Genomic DNA, 23,475 nt, shown 5'->3' on the forward strand with positions numbered 1-23,475 from the left:
AGGATTAGGTTGTGAGCCTTGAGAGTGTCCTGGCACCGCTGCAGGCGGCGCTGCCCGGATTGGAAGACCTGTACACCGACCTCCACCGGCATCCGGAGCTGTCGTTCGCCGAAACCCGCACCGCCGCCGAACTGGCGAAGCGCCTGGAGGCCGACGGTTACGAGGTGCACACCGGGATCGGGCGCACCGGTGTCCTGGGCGTGCTGCGCAACGGCCCCGGCCCGAAGGTGATGTTGCGCGCCGACATCGACGCGCTGCCGGTCGAGGAGAAGACCGGCCTGCCGTACGCGAGCACCGCGCGCGGTGTCGACGCCGACGGCCGCGAAGTCCCGGTGATGCACGCTTGCGGCCACGACATGCACGCCACCTGGCTCTCCGGTGCCGCTTCGCTGCTCGCGGCCGGACGCGAGCACTGGTCCGGCACGTTGATGGTCGTGTTCCAGCCGGGGGAGGAGGCCGGGGATGGCGCCGTCGGCATGGTCCGCGACGGGGTCTTCGGGCCCGCCGGCAAACCCGACGTCGTGTTCGGCCAGCACGTCGTGCCCGGTCCGGCGGGCTGGGTGCTGACCAGGCCGGGCGTGATCATGGCGGCCACCGACGCGCTCCGGATCACCCTGCACGGCCGCGGCGGGCACGGCTCGCGCCCCGAGACCACGGTGGACCCCGCGGTACTCGCCGCGTCCGTGGTGCTCAAGCTCCAGACCATCGTGTCGCGGGAGATCTCGGCGACCGAGTCGGCGGTGGTGACCGTCGGGTCGCTGCACGTCGGCACGGCGCACAACATCATCGCCGACCACGCCGTCCTCGAGGTCAACATCCGGTCGTTCGACCAGGCCGTGCGAGAGAAGGTCGTCGCGGCGGTCGAGCGGATCGTCCAAGGTGAGGCGGCCACCGCGGGTGCGCCGAAACCGCCGGAGATCGAGCGGATCGGCGCGTTCCCGGTCACCGAGAACGACGACGCAGCCACCGAGGGGCTCACCGCCGCCTTCCGTGACCACTTCGGCGAAAGCCGGGTGATGCCCGCGCCGCTGGTCACCGGCAGTGAGGACTTCAGCGAGTTCGGCCGCGCGGCCGGCGTCCCGTCGGTGTTCTGGCTGGTCGGCGGCCTGGACGAGGGCAAGGTGATCGCCGCGATGACCGCCGGGCGCTTCGAACAGGACATCCCGTCGAACCATTCGCCGCTCTTCGCGCCGATCCCGCATCCGACGCTTTCGGCCGGCGTCGAGACGCTCGTGGTCGCGGCTCTGCACCGGCTCACCCACCCGGCTGTCGGATGAGCCGGGCGAGTGGGAGCATGGAAGCCGGAGGTGGTGCTGTGAACGCGCCCGCCCACGGTCCCGAGCCGAGGGAACCCGCTCCGGTGCTGATCACCGAAGCCGCCCCGTCCTACGAAGACCAGCTGGCCAAGCGGAAGCGGAAGTACATCATCATGATGTCGTTCCGCATCCCGTGCCTGATCCTGGCCGGGATCTTCTACCAGACCTGGTGGCTCGCGCTGGCACTGATCGCGATCTCGATCCCGCTGCCCTGGGTCGCCGTCCTGATCGCCAACGACCGGCCGCCGCGCAAGAGCGAGAAGGTCAACCGCTACCAGGCCGAACCGACCCGCATCGAAAGCGGCGGCCATCGCGTCATCGACGGCGGCTGACCCGTTTCGCGCGTGCTATGAAAGGTCCTTTCCTTGCAAATTTTGCAAGGAAAGGACCTTTCATAGCGTTCGGTGAGGGGCTACGGCTGCGGCCCGACCTTCGAAACCGCGCGGGCACCCAGCCGCGTCCCCGCCCGGAGCACCTCCACGGTGGACTCGCCGCGCAGCCACGCCGCGAGCACACCGGCGTCGAACGCGTCGCCGGCGCCGGTGGAGTCGACGCACTCCGCGGGCTGGGACGGCACCGAGGTGATGGTGCCGCTCGCGTCCACCCAGCTGGCGCCGTCGAGACCGGCGGTGACCACGACCTCGCCGACGTAGTCCAGCAGTTCCTTCGCCGCCTCGGGATCGCTCGACCCGGTCAGCGCGACCAGTTCGCTGGTGTTCGGCATCAGCAGGTCGACGCCGCGCACGTCGTCGAGGAAGGCCGCGGGATCGGTGATCAGCGTCGCCGCCTGCGGGTCGACCGACGTCGTCAGCCCGGCCTTCTTCGCCGCCGCCAGGGAGGCGAGCGCGGCCGGCCGTGACGACGGGTACAGCAGGACGTAACCCGAGAGGTGCAGGTGGCTCGCCCCGCTCAGGGCCGCCTCGGTGATGTCTGAGGGACTGAACTTCGCGTTGGCGGCGCGGTCGGCGAGCATGCTCCGCTCACCGGCGCCGTCGACGAGCACCACGACGCAGAACGTCGGTTCCTCGGGGTCCACCGCGAACTCGCAGCGGACGCCCGCCGCTTCCAGTTCGCTCTTCACCATGCGGCCGCCGGAATCGTCCCCGATCCGCGCGACCAGCGTGGTCTCCGTGCCCTCGGCCCGCAGCCACAGCGCGGTGTTCGCGCCCGCGCCGCCACTGGTGAAGTGGACCTTCGCACGGATGTCGCCGCCGTGCGGGATGGGGCCTTCGTGCCGCGCGACCACGTCGAGGCCGACGTCGCCGACGACGACGATGCCGCTCACGCGCCGTTCCCGGCGAGCGCGACGGCCACTTCGGTGGCCAGTTCCGCGTTGGACAGCACCAGCGCCTCGTTCGCGTCGAGGCTCACGCCTTCGCTGGCGGTGTGGAAGTGCTCCAGCAGCACCGGGGTGACGTCCTTGCCGTGCACCCCTCGCGATTTCAGCAGTTCCAGCCCTTCGGCGAGCAGCCGGTCGTGCAGTTCCTTGTCCATTTCGGACGCTTCCGGGATCGGGTTCGCGAGCAGGACACCGGAATCCGCGTGCGCCCGGTGGGCGGCGATGACCGAGGCGGCCTGCGCGGTGTCGTCGACCCGCCACGGCACCTCGAAGCCGGACGAGCGGAGGTAGAACGCGGGGAACTCGCCGGTGCGGTAGCCCAGCACCGGTACGGAGTTGGTCTCCAGCACTTCGAGTGTCGCGGCGATGTCGAGCACCGACTTCACCCCGGAGCAGACGACCGTGGTCGGCACCTTCGCGAGGACGCCGAGATCCGCCGAGACGTCCCAGCTCCGCGCCGCGCCCTGGTGCACGCCGCCCAGCCCGCCGGTGGCGAACATGCCGATTCCGGCCGCGGCGGCCAGCGCCGCGGTGCTCGCGACCGTCGTGGCCCCGGAGCGCCCGAGGCCGACGGCCGGGCCGATGTCGCGCAGGGAGAGCTTGTCCAGGTCCGCGCCGGGCGCGCAGACGCGTTCAAGCTGCTCGCCGGTGAGGCCGATCAGCGGGACGCCGTCGAGGACGGCGATGGTCGCGGGGACGGCGCCGCCGTCGCGCACGATGTTCTCCAGCCGCCGGGCGACGTCGAGGTTGCGGCCGGGCGGGAGACCGTGGGAGAGGATGGTGCTCTCCAGCGCGACGACGGGGTCACCGGCGGCGAGGGCGGAGGCGACCTCTTCGTGAAGGGACAGTTGCGGAGTCACGAACGAACATCATCGGTGATGTGGGTCCGCGTCACGCCATCGGGTCAGTTCGTTCGCGAGGTTCTCGCGCGCCTTGCTCTCCCAGCGTGCCCGCGCGATGTCGCTGCGATACAGCCGCGGCCTGGCCAGCAGGTTCTCCAGCACCGTCGCGCGTCCCGCCCGCCAGTCCTCGTCGGAGTAGATCGAGTACTCCTCTCGGACACCGCTCGCGTACTCCTCGTAACGCTCCGGTGTGGCGCCGAGGATCGCGAGGTCGGCGTCGAGCAGCGCCGTGGCGAGGAGGTCGTCGTCCGGGGCGGCGTGATGGATCGTGCTCAGGACCAGCTCTCCGGCGCGCTCGACATCCGCTTCGGGGACGCCGGCGTTGGTGAGTTCGTCCCGCGTCCAGGCCGCGCTCGCCCGTTCGTCCTCGCCGGGACGGGCGTCGTACACGACATCGTGCGTCCAGGCGGCGATGGCGACGAGGGCGCGTTCGCGGGCGCCCAGGCCGAAGGCGACGGCGAGGTCGCCGCTGTCGTGGGCGACGGCCGTGACGTGCCGGAGATCGTGGTATCGGCGATGCGGTTCGGCGTAGCGGGTTTCGAGGTCGTTCCACGCGACGGCGGCGATCCGGTGATCGCCGCCGAGCCTCGTGATCGCGGTGGGCCAGTCCATCAGTCGAAGATCCCGCGCGCCTTGGCCACCTCGTGCAGCCATCCTTCGAGCTGTGGCTCCCAGTTGACCCGGTCGAGCGCCGCGTGGTCGACCTTGAACAGGCCGAGGAACTCCTGGCCGCGTCCGCCGAACCCGCCGCTCTTGGACACCCGGACCCGTTTGGTCACCTCCAGCACGACCTGCGTCTCCGACGGCGAGGACAGGAAGGTCACCGCCACCGAGGTGAAGACGGGCGCGAACCGCGGCGAAGGGGTGAAGCGGATCTCCTGGAAGAACGGGAGCTGCTGGACGGCGCCGTTGATCCGGCCGCGTTCCAGCACGGCCTCGCGGAAGACGAAGCCGATCCGGCTGAAGGCGTCCAAGATCCGTTTCTGCGCGGGCAGCGGCTCGATCGCGGCGCCGTCGACGTCGACCGGGTCGGTCACGGAGTTGGCGATGTCGAGGCAGGTCTGGAGGCCGACGGCCATCCCGTTCAGTGGCTTGCCGAAGACGCTGGAGATCGGTGTCTCCCAGGGCAGGGCCACCTCGAACGGGATGCGGACCTGCTGCCCAGGCCCGATCCGCTCGTTGCCCGCCAGCTGCTGAGTGCCGAACTCGAGGTCCTCGACGCCAGGGCGGCGTTCGTCCGGGAGGGTGACCCTGGCGAGCAGCTTCACCGAGAGGCCGTTGATCTCTTGATCGACTTCGCCGCCGAGCAGCAGGACCTCGCCGCGCAACGGGCGGCCGGGGGAGACCGTGCGGTCGAGCAGCCGGGCGTCGATCTTCGCCCCGCCCGAGCCGAACGTCGCGAGCACCTTCTGGAACATGGGCGAGATCCTGCCAGGTCGTCGGTGTGCGCAGGAGGATTTGGGGCATTATGGAGGGGTGAGTACACAGACCCTTCCGAAGCCGGATACCCGTCCCGAGGGCACCGACGGCACCGACGACGATTCGCCGAAGATGTTCCACTACGTGCGCAAGAACAAGATCGCCGAAAGCGCGGTCATGGGCACGCACGTGGTGGCGCTGTGCGGTGAGGTCTTCCCGGTGACGAAGTCGGCGAAGCCCGGTTCGCCGGTCTGCCCGGACTGCAAGAAGATCTACGACGGTCTCAAGCCGGGCGACTGAGTGTCCGTCCGGTGTCCGAAACCGGACAAAATCTGAAAATCCTTCACATGGTGGCTGCCCGTCCCGGTCTTCGCTGGTAATCAGTACGCGCCAGCGAAAACCCGCCGGGACGGAGCCTTCATGCGTAGAACCGGGATCGTGCTCGCCATCGCCGCGTTGGTCGCGGTGTTCTCACCCGCCGCCGCCCAAGCCGTCACAGGCTGGACCACTGTCGGCTCGGACAACGCCCGCCCGCTCGACGAGGGCCAGGGCCTGGCCACCATCGAACGGCCGTCCGGGACGATCTACCGCTACACCGGGATCGCGACCGTTCCCGTGAACCTGTCGTCCCAGGGCTGGAACCACGTCGGAGACCCTGGCTCCGCGCGGGGCTGGTACGTCGAGCCGTACCAGCGCGACGACAGGGGAGCGAAACTCTTCCGCGTCGAGTCGCCCGACGGGACCTGGGCGAACTACACGCACACGCTGGAGTCGTGGGAGGCGAACAACAACTCGTTCGCCGCCGTGACCCCTGACGCCCGCTGGATGGTGGCCGGTGAGTGGGGCACGATGGACCGGCTCCTCGTGCACCCGATGCCCGGCGTCGCGCATACGAACCCGTCGGCGAACCTGCCGTACGCGTCCGCGATCCGGCTCGACAAGCCGGTGCGGGACATCCAGGGCTGCGACTTCGTCACCGCGACCCGGCTGCTGTGTGCGTCCGACGACCCCGAGGGCGCACTGTTCGGGACCACGAAGCCGCTGCTGCAGGTCGACCTTTCCGGCGCGCTGTCCGGTTCGGATGTGACCGGGCGGGTCACGTCGCTGGGGCAGCTCCCGCTGAAGAGCATGTGCAGCGGGAACTTCGAGACCGAGGGCATCGACGTCGCCGCCGACGGCACCCTGCGGGTCGTCATGCTTTCGCCCTCGTGGTGCGTGGCCTTCGACAGCAAGACGTGGCGGTTCCGGAAGGCGTGACACCCGTGCTCGGAGCCGGAACTCGCGTGCTTGAAGGCGGAACTCGCGTGCTTGGACGCGTACCGGCTCCAAGCACGCGAGTCACGTCCCCAAGCACGCGAGTTCCGGCTCCAAGCACGTGACCGGTGGCATTTAGCCGGCTAAGTGCGAAGCGGCGAAAGGCACGCCGGGCGCCCACCCAGGCCCCGGCGTGCCTTCCTCCCCCCACCCCCCAGGTCTACGAAGCCGGCTCCGGGGTCAGCGTCTCGGTGGCCGGGGCCGAGGACCGCCGGGCGTCCTTCTTCGCGCGGCGCTTCTCTTTCCGCGTCTCGACCATCGTGTACAGCGTCGGCACCAGGATCAGCGTCAGCAGGGTCGAGCTGACCAGCCCGCCGATGACCACGATCGCCAGCGGCTGCCCGATGAACCCGCCCTGTCCGGTCAGCCCGAGCGCCATCGGGACCAGCGCGAAGATGGTCGCCGCCGCGGTCATCAGGATCGGCCGCAGCCGTCGCCTGCCGCCTTCGACGACGGCGTCGGCGACGCTCATCCCCGAAGCCCGGTACTGGTTGATCAGGTCGATCAGCACGATCGCGTTGGTCACCACGATGCCGACGAGCATCAGCATCCCGATCAGCGCGGGCAGCCCCAGCGCGGTCCCGGTGGCCAGCAGCAGCCCGATCGCGCCGGTCGCCGCGAACGGGATCGACACCAGCAGGATCAGCGGCTGGATCAGGCTGCGGAACGTCGCCACCATGATCAGATAGACGATCGCGACCGCGGCCAGCAGCGCGAGGAACAGGTTCCCGAAGGCCTCCTGCTGGTCTTCGCTGACCCCGCCGAGCTTGTACGCCGCGCCGCCGGTGAAGGTCAGTCCGTCCAATTTGGACTGGATGGCCCGCGTGGTGGCGGCCAGGTCCGCGCCGGTGTTCTTGGCGGTGACCGTGGTGCTCAGCTCGCCCGAGGTGCGGTGCACCGCGGCCGGCCCGTCCACTGTGGACACGGTGGCGACGGAGTCCAGCCGCACCACGCCGGTCGCGCTCGGGATGGGCAGCGCCTTGACCGCGTCGACCGACACCGGGGCCGTGCCCGCTCGCAGCACGATGTCCGTGCGCTGACCGTCGACCGGCAGCTGGGTCACCGTGCGGCCGGCGATGGCCTGGTTCGCGATCTGGCCGATCGTGGTCGCCGAAAGCCCGCTCGCGGCGGCCTTGGCGGCGTCGACCTCGACCTGCACGCGCGGCGAACCCTGCGCGAGGTCACTGGTCACCTCGGTCAGGTCCGGAACGCCGGACAGCGCCTGGCGGACCTGCTCGGCGGCCGGTTTCAAGGCGGCCTCGTCGGGAGCGGTGACGGTGATCGAGACCTGGTCCGAGTTGAACCCGCTCGCCTCCGCACCGATCTTGACCTCGCCGAGCTCCGGCTTGTCGAGCTTGCCTCGCAACCGCTCGGAGAGCGCGTCGAGGTCGGTGTCCTTGGCGACGGTGACCTGGATGCCGGTCGCCGTCCCGCCGCCACCGAAGAAGCCGCCTCCGCCGATGCTCACCTGGTAGGTCTCGACGGCGGGTTCGGCGGCGAGCGCCTGCTCCACCGCGCCGGCGGCCTTCTCCTTGGCCTCGGAACTGGTGCCGGGCGGGAGCTTCTGCGAAAGGCTCAGCGTCGTCGAACCGGACTGGTCGAGGAAGTTGGTGTTCAGCTGCGAGGCCAGCCCGACCGTGCCCCCGAAGATGATCAATGCCAACAGGACCACGGTGACGCGGCGCCTGGTGGCGAACCGGATCACCGGAACGTACCCGCGCTGCAGCAGCCCGCGGCGTTCCTTGTCCTCGGCGGCCTGGCGCGTGAGCTCGGCCTCGCGTTCGTCCGCCGGCGCCTTGGGCGGCTTGAGGAACCAGTACGCGAGCACCGGCACGATCGTCAGCGACACCAGGAGGGACGCCAGCAGCGCCACGGTGACCGTGATCGCGAACGGCGAGAACAGCTCGCCGACGAACCCGCCCACGAAGGCGATCGGCAGGAACACCGCGACCGTGGTGAGGGTGGACGACGTCACCGCGCCCGCGACCTCGCGCACGCCGTCGAGGACCGCGCGCTGCTTCTCCTCGCCGTACGCCAGATGTCGTTTGATGTTCTCCAGCACCACGATCGAGTCGTCGACCACCCGTCCGATGGCGATGGTGAGCGCGCCGAGGGTGAGCAGGTTCAGCGAGAGATCGCCGGTCCACAACGCCAGCAGCGCCACGACCACCGAAAGCGGGATCGACACCGCCGTCACCAGGGTGGAGCGCACCGACATCAGGAACAGCAGGATGACCACGACCGCGAACGCCAGCCCGAGCAGCCCTTCGGTGGTCAGGCCGCTGATCGCGTCCTTGACCGGGGTGCCCTGGTCGAACACGACGCTCATCTCGGCGCCGATCTTCTTCGACAGCTCGGGCAGCCTGTCCCGCACCGATTCCGAGATCGCGACCGCGTTCCCGTTCTCCACCATCGTGATCGAGAGCCCGAGGCTCGGCTTGCCGTTGGTGCGCGTGATCGAGGTCGGCGGCGCGAAGCCGGCCTGGACGTCCGCGACATCACCGAGCTTCACCGGCTTGCCCGCCGGCGCCCCGGGACGCGACGGCTGCGACGGCGTCAGGTAAAGGTTCTTGATCGTGTCCACTGTGGTCGGTCCGCCGCCGACCTGGACGGTGAGCGTCTTGTCGCCTTCGGTCAGCGTCCCGGCCGGGACGGCCGCACCGGCGGTCTGCAGCGTGGTGGCGATCGACGACGGGTCCACCCCCGCGGCGGCCAGTTTCGCGTAGTCCAGCGCGATGGTGACCCGCGGCTGCCGCGCACCGGTCACCTCGACCTCGCGGACACCGTCGATCTTCCGCAGTTCCGGCGCGACCTCCCCGGTCAGCGCGGGCGCGAGCGCCTGCGGGTCACCGGTGGTCCCGGCGGCGAGCAGCACGACCGGGAGATCGTCGGTGGATCCCGCCGACACCGAGGGCTCGCTGTTCTGCGGCAGCCGTGCCTTCAGCCCGTCGACGACGCGCTGGATCTGCCCGACCGCCGCGTCGATGTCCGTGCCGAACTCGAACTGCGCGGTGATCCGCGACAGCCCCTCCGACGACGTCGAGCTCAGCTCTTCGAGCCCCTTCAACCCCTGCAGCCCGCCTTCGAGCGGCTCGGTGACCTGACGGTCCACCGCGTCCGGTGACGCGCCCGCGTACGGCGTGATGATCTGCGCCTGCGGGAACTGCAGTGACGGGAACAGCTGCTGCTTCAGCTGTGGCAGGGCGAAGGCGCCGAAGCCGATCACCACCAGGGCGAGCAGCCCGATGAGACTTCGGTTGCGCAGGCTGAGTCTGGCCAGCGTGGACATGGCGGTATCCCCCAGGAAATGGCTCGGGACGGGCGGGTTACCGCGAGCCTTTCATGGCGGGGGGTGGAGTGGATTCACACCACGGGTGGAATCGGAGTACGACTTCGGGATAAGGTCCCGCTCAATTTCGCCGTTCCGTCACCTGATCGGCTTCGCTCTGCGTTTCTTCGTTCACCGATTGTTCCCGCACGTGTTCGGCGTCACTGTCCGGGGAATCGCCGTTCTGGCGGGGACGGCGGAGCGGGACCGTCGTCCGTTCCCACAGTTTGCGGCCCTCTTCGGCGCGGATCCGTTCGTTCGCGCGTTCCATTTCCAGCCGCCGCCATTTCCGGCGCTGCCGTTTCGTCGCCTTGGCGGGCCACAGTTCCTGGATCGCGCTGTTGAAGTACGCGCCGCCGACCACCGCGAGCCCGATGAAGAACATCAGCAACAGGAACGCGATCGGCGCGGCGAGCGCGCCGTAGGTGTAGCCGGTCTTGGTGATCCAGTTCAGGTAGATCCGCAGCCCGATACTGGAGAGCAGGAACACGACCATGGCGAGCATCGCGCCCGGCAGCCCCCGGTGCCACGGCAGCCTGCGCGGCAGGGCGAGCTTGTACAGCGTCGTCAGCGCGAGCACGATCATCACGGCCAGCACCGGGTAGTACAGCGTGCCGACCCAGTACGACACCGTGTCGCGCCAGTCGGTGGGGAAGAACTGGGGGAGCAGGTCCGGCCCGATCGCCAGCAGCGGCAGCCCGACCACCAGGATGACCAGCCCGGCCAGGTACAGCAGCAGCGCGAAGATCCGCTGCCACACGTCGTTGCGGACGCCGTACTGGTCGTGTGCCACGGTGATGGCGTCGACGAACGACGACATCGCCGACGAACCCGCCCACAGGGAGATCAGGAAGCCGACGGAGACGATTTCGCCCTTGCCGACGAACAGGATGCTGTTGACCGTCGGCTCGATGATGTCGTGGACGGCGTTGTCACTGAAGATCGTCTTGCTGAAGGTGATGATCCGATCGTGGACCGCGGTCACGACCTCCTGGCCGAACCAGTCGCCGACGAAGCCGAGGCAACCGAGGAGTCCCAGCAGCAGTGGCGGCAGGGAGAGCGTCTGCCAGAACGCGGCTTCGGCGGCCTCGGAGAAGATGTTGCCGTCCCACGCCTTGCTGAGCGTGCGGCTGAGCAGGCGCAACGGACCCCTGCGGCCCTTCGCGACCTCGGCGGCCGTGTCCGGACGGCCGTTCTCCTCGCTCATGCAGCTCCTCCGACGGCGCCGAGCGCCCTTGACGGTGTCCAGCATGGTCCATGCCGCGCCATTCGGCTCGCCACCCCTGGGTTTTCGGGTGAGTAACCCGACAACGGGGGTGGCGCTTCCGGCGTTCCAGTGGCCCGCGAGGTAGGCTCCCCCGAGTGCCCTCACCTCAGGCGCCGGCGTCGCGGCCGGATACCCAAGTGGGGGTTTTCGCTTGTGTCAGGGTGGATGACCAGGCGTTTCGGGTGAGGGAGGAGGGGAACCTGCATGTCGGGAACGGTTGAACGCGATCGGGGCGAGCTGGGCGCGCCTCCCGCGGCGAAGGACAGCACCGCCCGGCCGCTGCGTGCCTGGCAGCGGCGTGCGCTGACGAAGTACCTCACGAAGAAACCGCAGGACTTCCTGGCCGTCGCGACGCCGGGCGCGGGCAAGACGGTGTTCGGTCTCCGGATCGCCGCCGAGCTGCTGAGCGACCGGACCGTCGAGCGGATCACCATCGTCGCGCCGACGGAACACCTGAAGCACCAGTGGGCCGCCTCGGCCGCGGCCGCCGGTATCGCGATCGACTCGAACTTCCGCAACGGCACCGGCGTCACCTCGCGTGACTACCAAGGTGTAGCGGTGACCTACGCGCAGGTCGCCGCGCATCCGACGCTGCACCGTGTGCGCACCGAGAACCGCAAGACCCTGGTCATCCTGGACGAGATCCACCACGGCGGTGACGCGAAGTCCTGGGGTGACGCGGTCCGGGAGGCGTTCACGCCCGCCGTCCGCCGTCTCGCGCTGACCGGGACGCCGTTCCGCAGCGACGACTCGCCGATCCCGTTCGTCACCTACGAACCCGACGGCTCGGGTTTCCAGCGCAGCAAGGCCGACCACTCCTACGGTTACGCCGACGCGCTCGCCGACGGCGTGGTGCGGCCGGTCGTCTTCCTCGCCTACTCCGGCGAGGCCTCCTGGCGCACGAGCGCGGGGGAGGAGTTCACCGCGCGGCTCGGCGAGCCGCTGACCGCGGAACAGAACGCGCGGGCCTGGCGCACGGCGCTCGACCCGGCGGGCGAGTGGATCCCGTCGGTGCTGCAGGCCGCCGACACACGCCTCACGCAGCTTCGCGCCAACGGCATCCCGGACGCGGGAGGTCTGGTGATCGCCACCGACCAGGACTCCGCGCGCGCCTACGCCAAGATCCTGCAGCGCATCTCCGGCCAGAACCCGACGGTCGTCCTCTCCGACGACCCCAAGGCGTCCGGCCGGATCAAGGAGTTCTCCGATTCGACCGACCGCTGGCTGGTCGCGGTCCGGATGGTGTCCGAAGGCGTCGACGTGCCGCGGCTGGCGGTCGGCGTCTACGCCACGAGCGCGTCGACCCCGCTGTTCTTCGCGCAGGCCATCGGCCGGTACGTGCGTTCGCGCAAGCCCGGCGAGACGGCTTCGGTGTTCCTGCCGAGTGTGCCGGTGCTGCTGGAACTGGCCAGTGAGCTGGAGGCGCAGCGCGACCACGTCCTCGGCAAGCCGCACCGTGAGAAGGAGGGCTGGGACGACGAGCTCCTGGCCCAGGCCAACCGCACCGAGGACGAGCCGGGCGAGGAGGAGAAGGCGTTCACCTCGCTGGGCGCCTCCGCCGAGCTCGACCAGGTCATCTACGACGGCAACTCCTTCGGCACCGCGGTGTTCTCCGGTTCCGACGAGGAGCAGGAGTACCTCGGCCTGCCGGGGCTGCTCGAACCGGACCAGGTCCGCGCCCTGCTGCGGAAGCGGCAGGAGGAGCAGCTCTCCGACGAGAAGCGGCGCAAGCCCAAGGCCGAGGAGGCCGCGCCGGTCGCGCGGCCGCAGTCGGTCAGCGAGCGGCTCGGCAGCTTGCGCAAGGAGCTGAACGCCCTGGTGGGCGTGCACCACCACCGGACGAAGAAGCCACACGGCGCGATCCACAACGAACTGCGCCGGGTCTGCGGCGGGCCGCCGACCGCGATGGCTTCGGTGGAGCAGCTGGAAGAGCGGATCGTCACGCTGCGTTCCTGGTAGTAGTCCCGTAGCAAGCGCTATGAAAGGTCCTTTCCTTGCAAAATTTGCAAGGAAAGGACCTTTCATAGCGTTCGGGGCAGAGAACCCGAGCCGCTCCGATCACGCTGGGTGAGTGGTGGCGGTCACACCGTCAGCGCACCTAGACTTCATACGTCTTGCTACGGCCACGTTGCCAAACCGTGTCCATTTGATGAGGCTTAATCGATTCAGCCGTCTTCCGCGAAACCCGTTCGGCGGCATATGTTGTCGCCCACAACATATGCGCGATGGTGCGACCGGTCCCTCAGGATCGCCGCCCGCGAGCAAGATCCGGAAGGAACGAGGATGCGCAGCAGAACCCTTACCCTCCTCGCCGCGACGGTGGGCGCCGGCCTGGTGCTCTCCGCCTGTGGTGCCAACACCGCAGACTCGGGCAGCGGCAACTCCTCGCAGTCCGCCCCCGCCCCGGGCGGCGCCGCCGCCGGTGGCAAGGTCGGCGTCATCCTGCCGGAGACCGCCACTTCGGCGCGCTGGGAGTCCTTCGACAAGCCGTTCCTGACCAAGGCGCTCAAGGACGCGGGCTTCGACGCCGACGTCCAGAACGCCCAGGGCGACGTCCAGAAGTTCACCACGCTGGCCGACGGCATGATCGCGCAGAACGTCAAGGTCCTGATCATCGCCGCCATCAACGGCGAGGTCGGCGCGGCGGTCGCCCGCAAGGCGCAGGCCGCGGGCATCCCGACGATCGACTACGACCGCCTCAACCTCGGCGGCAGCTCCGACTACTACGTCTCGTTCGACAACGAGAAGGTCGGCCAGCTGCAGGGCCAAGGCCTCGCCGACGCGTTGAAGGACAAGAAGGGCGCCGAGGTCGTCATGATCGAGGGTGCCCCGACCGACAACAACGCGACGCTGTTCGCCAACGGCCAGAAGTCCGTGCTGCAGCCGAAGTTCGCCAGCGGCGACCTGAAGCTCGTGCGGGAACAGGCCATCGACAACTGGGACAACCAGAAGGGCGGCCAGACCTTCGAGCAGATCCTGACCGACAACAAGGGCAGGGTCGACGGCGTCGTCGCCGCGAACGACGGTCTCGCCGGCGCGGTCATCACCGTGCTGAAGAAGAACGGCCTCAACGGCAAGGTCCCGGTCACCGGCCAGGACGCCACCGCGGACGGCCTCATGGCGATCCTGCGCGGCGACCAGTACATGACCGTCTTCAAGCCGATCAAGGAAGAGGCCGAAGCCGCGGCGAAGCTCGCCGTGCTGCTGGCCAAGGGCGACAAGGCGGGTGCCGACGCGCTGGCCACCGGCAAGGCGAAGGACCCGAAGGGCAACCGCGAGGTCAAGTCCGTGCTCCTCGAGCCGAAGATGACCACCAAGGACGGTGTCAAGGAGGTCGTGACGCAGGGCTACGTCAAGGCGGCCGAGATCTGCGGCGGCGACCTGGCCGCGGCGTGCACGCAGCTCGGTATCTCCTGACCCGTTCAATCCAGACGACCGGGCCGGTGCGTTCTCCCGACAGCGCGCACCGGCCCGGTACCCAGCCGGGAGAACCCCCATGAGTGAACCCATCCTCGAACTGAAGCAGCTGAACAAGAGCTTCGGGCCGGTCCACGTCCTCCACGACGTGGACTTCAACGTGCGCGCCGGCGAGGTCACCGCGCTGGTCGGCGACAACGGTGCCGGCAAGTCCACTTTGGTCAAGTCGATCGCCGGGATCCACGGCTACGACTCGGGAACGGTGACGTTCCAGGGCAAGCAGGTGAACATCCACGGCCCGCGTGACGCCGCGGATCTGGGGATCGAGGTCGTCTACCAGGACCTCGCGCTGGCCGAGAACCTCGACATCGTGCAGAACATGTTCCTCGGCCGCGAACGCGGCAGCAAATGGCTGCTCGACGAGGCCAGCATGGAGAAGGCCGCCCGCGAGACGCTCGCGTCGCTGTCGGTCCGCACCGTGAAATCGGTCCGTACGCCCGTTTCGGCCCTCTCCGGCGGGCAGCGGCAGACCGTCGCGATCGCCAAATCCGTCCTGTGGGACTCGAAGGTCGTCCTCCTCGACGAGCCGACCGCCGCGCTCGGTGTCGCGCAGACCCGCCAGGTGCTCGACCTCGTCCGCCGCCTCGCCGAACAAGGTCTCGGCGTCGTGCTGATCAGCCACAACATGGCCGACGTCTTCGAGGTCGCCGACCGTATCGCGGTGCTCTACCTCGGCCGTCTCGTCGCCGAGGTGCACACCAAGGACGTCACCCACGGCCAGGTCGTGGAACTGATCACCGCCGGTCGCTCCGGCGACCTCGGCCTTGCCCGCCCCGAAGCCGCCGTCCTCTGATCCGAGGCGAGAAAGAACCGGAAATGACTGAGACACCTGCAAAGCCCGCCTCGCCGGAGGGGGGCAAGCCGACGGCCGCCGCGCTCAACCCGTCGGCGGCCATCACGGACTTCGGCATCGACACGACATCGATGTCGACACGCGAGGCCGTCGGCGACTACCTCTCCCGGCTCAAGGCGGGACAGCTGGGGTCGCTCCCGGCGCTGCTCGGCCTGCTCGTGCTGGTGATCGTGTTCGCCTCGCTGTCGGACACCTTCCTGACGATGAACAACATCGCGAACCTGATGGCCCAAGGCGCGGGCAAGGCGATCATCGCGATGGGCATCGTGTTCGTGCTGCTGCTCGGAGAGATCGACCTTTCCGCGGGCACCGCGTCCGGGGTCACCGCCGCGGTGCTGGCGATGCACTACGTGCGCAACGGAAACCTGTTGGGCGGTATGGGGAACGGCGTGTTCATCGCGTTCCTCGTGGTACTCGCGATCGCCGCGTTGCTCGGTGTGGTCCTGCGGATCTGGGCGGGTGTCGGATTCGCCGTGCTCGCCATCGCGCTCGTGCTCTCGGGAACCGCGGCGAACCCGTGGATCGAGATGCTGCTCGCGATCAGCGTCGGTGGCGCGATCGGTGTCCTCACCGGTTTCCTCGTCTCCAAGATCGGGATGCCCTCGTTCGTGGTGACGCTGGCGCTCTTCCTGGCCTGGCAAGGGGTCATCCTCCAGTTCATCGGTGAGGGCGGCACGCTCGGCATCAGCACCTCGGACGTGCTGTTCAAGGTCGCCAACGGCAATCTGTCCACTGTGGGCAGCTGGGTCCTCTTCCTGATCGCCGCGGGCGGGTTCGCCGCGGTGACACTGGGACAGCACTTCTCGCGGCTCAAACGCGGCCTGGTCACGCAGCCGACGCCGATGGTGCTGTTCAAGGTCGGCGCTATCGCCGTGGTCGCCGCGATCGCGACCTATCTGCTGACGCTGAACCGCGCGCCGAACCCGAACATCGTCATCTCCGGTGTCCCGTACGTCGTGCCGATCGTGCTCGGCCTGCTGGTGCTCGGCACGTACGTGCTCAACCGCACCCAGTACGGCCGTCACATCTACGCCGTCGGCGGCAACCGCGAGGCGGCCCGCCGCGCCGGTATCAACGTCGAGAAGATCCGCGCTTCGGTGTTCGTCATCTGCTCGGCGGTGGCGGCGGTCGGCGCGATCGTCTACTCGTCGAAGGTCGGTTCGGTCGACCCGCAGGCCGGTGGCCTCAACACGCTGCTGTTCGCGGTCGGCGCCGCCGTCATCGGTGGCACGTCGCTGTTCGGCGGCAAGGGCCGGGTCGTCGACGCGGTGATCGGTGGCCTCGTGCTGGCGGTCGTGGAGAACGCGCTCGGCCTGCTGAAGCAGTCGGCGGCGGTGGTCAACATCGTCACCGGTCTGGTGCTGCTTCTCGCGGCCACGGTCGACGCGCTGTCCCGGCGCCGCGCGGCTGCGTCGCCGCGCTGAGTCCGCATGGAATGATGAAGCCCGTGACCAGCACACCCGTTGCACGACCAGACGAGGTGCGCAGGCACAACCGCACGACCTTGCTCCGGTTGCTGCACGTCAGCGGCCCGAGCACCAGGGCGACCCTCGCCACCGAGCTGGGGCTCAACCGCAGCACCATCAAGACCCTCGTCGACGGCCTCGCGGAAGCGGGTGTCGTCGAGGAGCGGGTCCCGAGGCCGGGTCGAGGGGCGGGCCGCCCCTCGCTCCTGGTCCTGCCGCAGCCGCACGCGGCGGTGGTGCTCGCGGTCGACCTCCAGGTCGAACACGTGGCGATCGCGCTGGTCGGGTTCGGCGGCCAGATCCTCGGGCGCAACAGCTGGAACCTCCACGGCCGGACGCGGGAAGCCGACGAGGTGATCACGCACGTGATCGAGTCGACCACCGTGCTGGCGGGCGACCTCGGTGTGCAGCCGATCGCCGCGGGGGTGTCCGTGCCCGGCGTCGTCCGCCGGGCCGACGGGCACGTCCACGAAGCGCCCAACCTGCGCTGGACGGATGTGGCGCTGGGGGAACGGCTCGGCGGTGTGCTGCGCATCCCCGTCCTGGTCGGCAATGACGCCGAACTCGGCGCCATCGCCGAACACCTGCGCGGCGCCGCGCGGGGCTCTTCCGACGCCGTGTACGTCTCCGCCGACGTCGGTGTCGGGGGAGGGATCATCGCGGACGGTTCGTCGCTGCGCGGCGGCGCGGGCTACGTCGGCGAGATCGGGCACATGGCGATCCGGCCGGGCGGCCGTCCCTGCTACTGCGGATCCAGCGGCTGCTGGGAGACCGAGGTCGGCGAGGCGGCGTTGTGCCGCGCGCTCGACCTGCCGGAGGACACCCCGCGCGGGGCGATCCTGTTCGAACTGCGCGAACTGGGCCGGGATCCGCACGCGGCCGAGGAGCGGCTGTCGGAGTTCGCGGAATGGCTGACGCTGGGCCTGGTGAACGTGGTCAACCTGCTCGGCCCGCAGTTGGTCGTGCTCGGCGACCTGCTCACCGTGCTGCCCGACTCGGTCGTGAAGTCGGTGGCGGCCGAGGTCCGGCGGCGGAGCCTGGTCAGCCGGGCCGTGGGCGGGACGCAGATCGTGAGCTCCGCGCTCGGGGCGGACGTGAAGCTGCTGGGTGCCGCCGAAGCCGCCTTCGAGATGATCATGGACACCGTCTAGCTCGCATTTAGTCCTCTGGATGCGGTAGTTGCACACGCAAGGACCGCATCCAGAGGACTAAATGCGTTCTTGCGCGAGGCCGGACAGCAGGGCCACCAGGGCAGCGAGGGACTTCTCCTTGGCGGCGGCGGGGTCTTCAGCGTGCGCGATCATCAGCGCCGCCTCCGCGCAGGCGCTCAGCGCCAGCTGCGCCAGTTCCGGGATCGGCGCGTCGATCAGCAGCCCGTCCGCCGCGGCGGCCTCCAGGATCTCCGTGATCAGGCCCAGCCCGTACCGGCTCTCCAGCTCCCGCCATTCCTGCCAGCCGAGGACGGAGACGGCGTCCGTGAGCGCGATCCGCACCACTTCCGGCCGCAGGCACAGGTCCAGGAACCGGCTCAGCACGCCGAGCGCCCCCGCCCACGGGTCGTCCGTGGCGCGCAGGACGGTCTTCAGTTCCTCGGTGATCTCCGTTTCGATCTGCTCGATCACGGCACGGAACAGGCCCTGTTTGTCCCCGAAGTGGTGGTACAGCGCGCCGCGGGTGACGCCCGCCGCCTGGACGATCTCGTCGGCGGGCACGGCGGCGTAACCCTGTTCGGCGAACAGCGTCCGCGCCGCCGCGATCAACGCGGCCCGCGTCGAGTGCGATCGTTCGGTCTGGCTACGTCGTGGCGTGGGCACGCAGGAATTCCACCATCATGCCGCTCAGCCGCTCCGGCTGGTCCTCCGGCACGAAGGCGTAGGAGTCCTCGATCGTCTTCAGTTCGGCGTTCGGCAGGACCCCGGCGAGTTTGCGGCCCAGCCACAGCGGGAAATGCCGGTCTTCGGGCGCCCAGGCCAGCAGCACCGGCTTGGTGAACGCGGGCAGCCGCTCGGCGGCGGTCAGCGTGTACCGGTTGTCGATGCTCGCGGTGAACCGGCGCAGATCGTCGCGGATCTCCGCGCTCCGGCGGCTGGGCAGGAGGTACGCGTCGAGGATATGGTCCGGGACCGGGTGTTTGGCCAGCCAGAGGAAGTCCGTCGTCTTCAGCAGCCACCGCGAGCGCAGCGCCAGGATCATCAGCCCGACGCCGCCGGGAATCCGGGCCAGCGGGCTCAGCCCCGCGAACAGCGGCGGCAGGAAGCGCTCGTAGGAGTCCGACGGGGTCAGCACGACCCGGCCCACCCGTTCCGGGTCCGTGGTCATGAGCAGTTGCGTGAGCGCGCCGCCGGTGTCGTTCGCGACCACGGTGACGTCGGCCAGGTCGAGCACTTCGAGGAACCGCGCGATGAGCGCGGCGACCCCGGGCGGGCTCAGATCGGCGTTCGGGACCGGGATCTCGTGCGACCCCAGCGGCCAGTCCGGCGTGAGGCAGCGGAAGCCGGCGTCGGCGACCGCCGGGGCCACCTTGCGCCAGAGCAGGCCGTTGGTCAGCAGTCCGTGCACGAAGACCACGGGAGGGCCTTCGCCGCGGTCGCGGTAGCGGATGCGGGCGCCGCCGAGGTCTGCCTCGTGCACCTCGCCGAGAAGGTCGCTGGTCGTCATGGCAATAAACATACATTCTGTCTGTATGTTTTTGAAGCGTAAAAAAGGGCGGCCGGCTCTCTCCCTGGGGAGTAGCCGGCCGCCGGTGGTCGTGGACTGGTGGGCTACCGCTGAATGTCCGCGGACATTTCCTTGAGCTTCGTTTCGTGTGCGCGGGCGTGGTGACCACAGAAGAGCAACTCGCCACCGGTGCTGAGAATGGCTCGAACCTGGGCTGCAGCTCCACACCGGTCGCATCGGTCGGCAGCGGTCAGTTCGGGGCGGGTGAGCGTCGGTGAAGTCATTGGAGTCTCCCTCCGTCCCGGCACCGGTGGCCCGGTGCCATCGATCCAGCTACGACCACTTCGGCACTGATGCCGGCAACGTTCGTTCCCGGCCCCGCCGTGTTCGTGCTTCCACTCTTCCAGACGTTTGGCGACCCGCAAGTGTTCCCGTGCGGGTGTCTCATTTGTCACTGGTAATTACCTCGGATGCCGTAGCGTAATCACGCAACGTGGGAGACGACTCCCCGTGGAACCGTCTTTTCCCACGTCAGGCACCATGCGAGGGTGGGTATCGCAGTCGTCCGGAACCGTCTTCCGAGCGTGCCGTCGCCGGTCTTGTTCGTTCTCAGCGGAATTTCCATGTACGCCGGTGCGGCCATCGCCGTAGGTCTCTTTTCGGTCGCCTCCCCCGCGGGGGTGGCCTGGCTCCGCTGTCTCGGGGCGGCGGTGGTCCTCCTGGCGTGGCGCAGGCCACCCCGCTCGGCGTGGACCGGGCGCGCGTTCCTGCTCGCGGGCGCCTTCGGCATCGTCACCGCCGGGATGAACGTGCTCTTCTACGAGGCGATCGCGCGGCTGCCCCTCGGCACCGCGGTCGCCCTCGAGTTCGCCGGGCCCGTGGTGGTGGCGGCGTTCGGTTCGCGCACGCGCCGTGACGTCTTCGCGCTGCTGCTGGTGGCGGCCGGGGTGGTCGCCATCGCGGACGTCCGGCTCGAAGGCAGCCTGCTCGGCGTGCTGTTCGCGCTCGGCGCTGCGGCCGCCTGGGCCGGGTACATCCTGCTCGGGAAGCGGGTCGCGGTCGGCGGGAACGGGATCGACGGGCTGGCCGTCGGGTTCGCCGTGGGCACCGTGGTGCTGTCGCCGCTGGCGCTCGGCACCGGCGCGGTATGGGGTTCGCCACGTTTGCTGCTGCTCGGCATCGGGGTCGGGGTGCTTTCGACCGTCGTGCCGTACGCGCTCGACCAAGTGGTCCTGCGCAAGGCCGGGCGGGCGCGGTTCGCGCTGCTGCTCGCGTTGCTGCCGGTCACGGCGGGACTGGTCGGCTTTCTGTGGCTCCGGCAGGTCCCGACCCTGCCCGAGGCGATCGGCACCCTGGCCGTCGTCGCCGGGGTCGCGCTGCGGTCGCCGGGCAAACGTGATGGCCCGGCGCCTCCCTGAGCGGGATACTGACCAGCCTGTGGCGTTGCGAACACCGGGAGGACACGTGGCCGAGATCCGGCGGGCAGTCACCGTCGAGGAGGTCGTCGCCGCTCAGCATCTGTTCGACGGGCCCGCGCAACGGGACGCGTCCGAGAAGTTCCTGGCGGGGGCGGAGAACCATCTCCTGATCGCCTACGAAGACGGCGAACCCGCGGGGATGATCACCGGCACCGAGGTGACGCATCCGGACAAGGGCACCGAGATGTTCCTCAACGAACTCGACGTCAGCCCGGACTACCAACGGCGCGGCATCGGCCGCGACCTCGTCGACGCGCTGGCCGGGATCGCGCGGGAGCGTGGTTGCCGGGGGATGTGGGTCGGGGTCGAAACGGACAACAAGGCCGCGCTGGCGACCTACGCTTCGGCCGGGGCGTCGAACGACGGGCCGTTCGTCATGCGGTCGTGGACGTTCGAAGACTGATGTCCTCCGGAATCGACGGCGACCGGACGGGGCTGTCCGGGCGGCGCTGGCTGCCCGGCGGCGAGCACCTCGTCGCCGTCGCGCGGGCCGAACTGCCGCAGAAGGACGGGCTCGCCGGGCCGTTCACGGCGCTGGCCGCCCTGCGCGCTGCGGGGTTCGACGTCGCGGGACAGGACGAGGTCGCGGCGCTGTCCGGCACCACGACCGAAGGCCTGTCCCGGGCGATCGGGGCGCTGTCGGGCGGACGGCTCGCCGCCGTGTCCGCCAGCGGGATCTGGGCACCGCAGTCGTTGTTCATGCTCCTGGCCGCGCTGTGGCATCTGCCGCGCGTCGCGTTGATCGCGGAGGTCGACCCGGCCGAATTCGGCGCGCACGACACCCCGGCGCGAGCGCTGCTCGACTACCTCGACACGGGGATCCCGCCGCTGTGGTCGTCCCGCTGGCGCCCGTCCGCCGCTCACCACGTGCTGGCGACCGGCATGCGGATCGGTGCCGAAGGAACCCTGGTGTCCATTATGGACGGTTATCCGTCCTTGGGGGACAACGGATTGCACGACCAGCCGGTGGAATGGGTGGCCGCGGCGCTGAAACGGATGCTGGTCGTGGTGGACGACGGCGACGCCGAGGCCGCCGTCGCCGCGATCACGACGGCCGGTCTGTGGAGCTGATCTCGTCCTTCGCGAACCGGGAATGCGTGCGTCCGTAGAAAACGTAGATCAGCAGGCCGAGCAGCAGCCACGCGGCGAACCGCAGCCAGGTCATCACGTCCAGGTTCAGCATCAGGTAGAAACACGCCAGCGCCGCCACGATGGGCAGGTAGGGCGAAAACGGCACGGTGAACGGGCGTTCCAGGTCCGGACGGCGTTTCCGCAGCACCGGGACGGCCACCGCGACGATGATCATCGCCGACAACGCGCCGATGCTGACCATATCGGCGAGTTCGGAGATCGGCACGAACGCGGCCAGCGCCGCGATCAGCACCGCGCCGGCGATGGTCATCCGGTGCGGGGTGCCCCAGCGCGGATGCACCGTGCCGAACTTTTTCGGCAGCAGGCCGTCGCGGCCCATCGCGAACCCGATTCGGCCGATCGTCACCAGTTCCACCATCATCACCGACGTCAGCCCGGTGACCGCGCCGAGCGAGATCAGCGCGCCCACCCAGTGCTGCCCGACGCGGTCGAAGGCGTCGGCGAGCGGGGCGCCCGCGTCGATCTCGGTGAAGGGCACCATCCCGGTCAGCACCAGCGAGACCCCGATGTAGAGCAGCGCGCAGACGCCGAGCGCGCCGAGGATGCCGACGCGCAGATCGCGTTTCGGGTTCACAGTCTCCTCGCCGAGGTTGGCGAGTGCCTCGAAACCGGTGTAGGCGAAGAAGACGACGGCGGCGGCCGTCACCATCCCGGCGACCCCGTAGACGGACTGTTCGAGCCCGAGCACGGCTTGCACGATCGGCTGATGCAGGGGCCCGGCCATCTCCGTCGGCGCCTGGGCGGGCGGGATGAACGGGGTGAGGTTCTCGCCGCGGACGTAGAACACGCCGACCGCGAGGATCAGCACGCAGACCGCGACCTTGACCAGCACGAGCAGATTCGTCACCCGCGCCGACTCCTTGATCCCGAGGACGGCGATCACGGTCAGCACGGCGATGATCGCGACCGCGCCTATGTTCACCTTCGCGTCTTCGCCGAACCACTCGGGGGAGAGCCCCATCAGATTCGCGAGATAGCCGGACCAGCCACGCGACACGACGGCCGCGCCGAGGGCGAATTCGAGCAGAAGATCCCAGCCGATGATCCAGGCGAAGGTCTCGCCGAGGGTCGCGAAGGCGTAGGTGTAGGCGCTTCCCGCCGTCGGCACGCTGGACGCGAGCTCGGCGTAACAGAGCGCGGCCATCCCGGCCACGACGGCACCGAGCACGAACGACAACGTAACCGACGGGCCCGCGTGGGACTTCGCCTCGACCCCGGCGAGGGTGAAGATCCCGGTGCCGATGATGATGCCGACCCCGAACCCGATGAGATCGCGCCCGTGCAGCCGGCGTTTCAGCTCACCCGAGTCCTGCCGTTTCAGGACCGCGTCCACGTCCAGAGTTCGCCGCATGAAGGGTCACGCTAGAAGATCACCGTCCACCTCGCAGATCGGTGGGTCCAGGTGGTCGTGGGGGGGGGGTCGTGTTTTCCCCCCAACCCCCCCCCCCGACCACCCCGGGGCCGCCCCCCCCCCCTACGACACCACTTTTCTCTTCGAGGATCGTC

The 23,475-nt window shown here is 69.4% G+C and carries 22 protein-coding genes; 12 read left to right on the forward strand and 10 right to left on the reverse strand.

What is annotated here, in order from left to right:
* Positions 1–11 precede the first annotated feature (11 nt).
* On the forward strand, positions 12–1,277 hold the full coding sequence (locus AC0685_RS25375; protein ID WP_478227797.1) for an amidohydrolase: 1,266 nt from the start codon (positions 12–14) through the stop codon (positions 1,275–1,277).
* Positions 1,278–1,294: 17 nt separating this feature from the next.
* Complete coding sequence (locus tag AC0685_RS25380) at positions 1,295–1,648, forward strand: DUF3099 domain-containing protein (RefSeq protein WP_340688462.1); 354 nt, start codon at positions 1,295–1,297, stop codon at positions 1,646–1,648.
* 80 nt (positions 1,649–1,728) lie between these two features.
* Here AC0685_RS25380 and AC0685_RS25385 read toward each other — a convergent pair whose 3' ends face one another.
* Genes AC0685_RS25385 through AC0685_RS25400 form a run of 4 tightly spaced genes read right to left on the reverse strand, consistent with a single transcriptional unit; the run spans position 1,729 to position 4,975 of the window.
* Positions 1,729–2,601, reverse strand: a complete 873-nt coding sequence (locus tag AC0685_RS25385; RefSeq protein ID WP_340685186.1) for a carbohydrate kinase family protein — start codon at positions 2,599–2,601, stop codon at positions 1,729–1,731.
* Positions 2,598–3,515: a pseudouridine-5'-phosphate glycosidase gene (locus tag AC0685_RS25390; protein ID WP_478227798.1), complete on the reverse strand. Its 918-nt coding sequence runs from the start codon at positions 3,513–3,515 to the stop codon at positions 2,598–2,600. Before AC0685_RS25390 ends, AC0685_RS25385 begins: the two co-directional genes overlap by 4 nt.
* 9 nt (positions 3,516–3,524) lie before the next feature.
* A complete protein-coding gene (locus tag AC0685_RS25395) occupies positions 3,525–4,169 on the reverse strand; it encodes an HD domain-containing protein (RefSeq protein ID WP_478227799.1) in 645 nt (214 codons plus the stop codon).
* Positions 4,169–4,975 carry a sporulation protein gene (locus AC0685_RS25400; RefSeq protein WP_478227800.1) on the reverse strand — a complete coding sequence of 269 codons (807 nt, stop codon included), beginning with the start codon at positions 4,973–4,975 and terminating at the stop codon, positions 4,169–4,171. The genes AC0685_RS25395 and AC0685_RS25400 overlap by 1 nt, the downstream gene beginning before the upstream one ends.
* Positions 4,976–5,033: 58 nt before the next feature.
* Here AC0685_RS25400 and AC0685_RS25405 point away from each other — a divergent pair, with 58 nt between their 5' ends.
* On the forward strand, positions 5,034–5,276 hold the full coding sequence (locus tag AC0685_RS25405; protein ID WP_007033595.1) for a DUF3039 domain-containing protein: 243 nt from the start codon (positions 5,034–5,036) through the stop codon (positions 5,274–5,276).
* 120 nt (positions 5,277–5,396) lie between these two features.
* The gene (locus AC0685_RS25410; RefSeq protein WP_478227801.1) at positions 5,397–6,233 is read left to right on the forward strand and encodes a hypothetical protein; all 837 of its coding nucleotides are present in this window, start codon (positions 5,397–5,399) and stop codon (positions 6,231–6,233) included.
* 217 nt (positions 6,234–6,450) lie between these two features.
* Here the strand turns inward: AC0685_RS25410 and AC0685_RS25415 are convergent, their stop codons facing one another.
* Both AC0685_RS25415 and AC0685_RS25420 read right to left on the reverse strand, forming a co-directional pair.
* Entirely contained in the window at positions 6,451–9,579 is a 3,129-nt protein-coding gene (locus AC0685_RS25415; protein WP_478227802.1) for an efflux RND transporter permease subunit, read from the reverse strand.
* Between the two features lie 121 nt (positions 9,580–9,700).
* Positions 9,701–10,825, reverse strand: coding sequence for a YihY/virulence factor BrkB family protein (locus tag AC0685_RS25420; RefSeq protein WP_478227803.1), 1,125 nt, complete (start codon positions 10,823–10,825; stop codon positions 9,701–9,703).
* A gap of 264 nt (positions 10,826–11,089) precedes the next feature.
* On the opposite strand from AC0685_RS25420, the gene AC0685_RS25425 reads away from it, so the two are divergent.
* The 5 genes from AC0685_RS25425 (at position 11,090) to AC0685_RS25445 (ending at position 17,832) form a co-directional block, all read left to right on the forward strand.
* A complete protein-coding gene (locus AC0685_RS25425) occupies positions 11,090–12,844 on the forward strand; it encodes a DEAD/DEAH box helicase (RefSeq protein ID WP_478227804.1) in 1,755 nt (584 codons plus the stop codon).
* Positions 12,845–13,168: 324 nt separating this feature from the next.
* Entirely contained in the window at positions 13,169–14,302 is a 1,134-nt protein-coding gene (locus tag AC0685_RS25430; RefSeq protein WP_192745403.1) for a sugar ABC transporter substrate-binding protein, read from the forward strand.
* 79 nt (positions 14,303–14,381) lie between these two features.
* Positions 14,382–15,155, forward strand: coding sequence for an ATP-binding cassette domain-containing protein (locus tag AC0685_RS25435; RefSeq protein WP_005164482.1), 774 nt, complete (start codon positions 14,382–14,384; stop codon positions 15,153–15,155).
* Between the two features lie 23 nt (positions 15,156–15,178).
* The gene (locus AC0685_RS25440) at positions 15,179–16,639 is read left to right on the forward strand and encodes a sugar ABC transporter permease (protein WP_478227805.1); all 1,461 of its coding nucleotides are present in this window, start codon (positions 15,179–15,181) and stop codon (positions 16,637–16,639) included.
* 11 nt (positions 16,640–16,650) lie between these two features.
* A complete protein-coding gene (locus AC0685_RS25445) occupies positions 16,651–17,832 on the forward strand; it encodes an ROK family protein (protein WP_478227806.1) in 1,182 nt (393 codons plus the stop codon).
* Positions 17,833–17,889: 57 nt separating this feature from the next.
* On the opposite strand, the gene AC0685_RS25450 is transcribed toward AC0685_RS25445, so the two are convergent.
* The 3 genes from AC0685_RS25450 to AC0685_RS25460 form a co-directional block, all read right to left on the reverse strand.
* Entirely contained in the window at positions 17,890–18,495 is a 606-nt protein-coding gene (locus tag AC0685_RS25450) for a TetR/AcrR family transcriptional regulator (protein ID WP_478227807.1), read from the reverse strand.
* Complete coding sequence (locus AC0685_RS25455) at positions 18,476–19,339, reverse strand: alpha/beta fold hydrolase (protein WP_478227808.1); 864 nt, start codon at positions 19,337–19,339, stop codon at positions 18,476–18,478. Before AC0685_RS25455 ends, AC0685_RS25450 begins: the two co-directional genes overlap by 20 nt.
* Positions 19,340–19,443: 104 nt before the next feature.
* Entirely contained in the window at positions 19,444–19,623 is a 180-nt protein-coding gene (locus AC0685_RS25460; RefSeq protein ID WP_016332937.1) for a DUF7455 domain-containing protein, read from the reverse strand.
* A 339-nt stretch (positions 19,624–19,962) separates the two neighbouring features.
* Between AC0685_RS25460 and AC0685_RS25465 the strand changes: the two genes are divergently transcribed.
* Genes AC0685_RS25465 through AC0685_RS25475 form a run of 3 tightly spaced genes read left to right on the forward strand, consistent with a single transcriptional unit; the run spans position 19,963 to position 21,888 of the window.
* Positions 19,963–20,757, forward strand: a complete 795-nt coding sequence (locus AC0685_RS25465; protein WP_478227925.1) for an EamA family transporter — start codon at positions 19,963–19,965, stop codon at positions 20,755–20,757.
* Positions 20,758–20,803: 46 nt separating this feature from the next.
* Positions 20,804–21,220, forward strand: a complete 417-nt coding sequence (locus AC0685_RS25470; RefSeq protein ID WP_478227809.1) for a GNAT family N-acetyltransferase — start codon at positions 20,804–20,806, stop codon at positions 21,218–21,220.
* On the forward strand, positions 21,220–21,888 hold the full coding sequence (locus AC0685_RS25475; protein WP_478227810.1) for a DUF6885 family protein: 669 nt from the start codon (positions 21,220–21,222) through the stop codon (positions 21,886–21,888). Before AC0685_RS25470 ends, AC0685_RS25475 begins: the two co-directional genes overlap by 1 nt.
* Here the strand turns inward: AC0685_RS25475 and AC0685_RS25480 are convergent.
* On the reverse strand, positions 21,863–23,302 hold the full coding sequence (locus tag AC0685_RS25480; protein ID WP_478227926.1) for an APC family permease: 1,440 nt from the start codon (positions 23,300–23,302) through the stop codon (positions 21,863–21,865). The two genes, AC0685_RS25475 and AC0685_RS25480, sit on opposite strands and share 26 nt — an antisense overlap.
* Between the last annotated feature and the right edge of the window lie 173 nt (positions 23,303–23,475).

Source organism: Amycolatopsis sp. NPDC043889 (assembly GCF_056435645.1).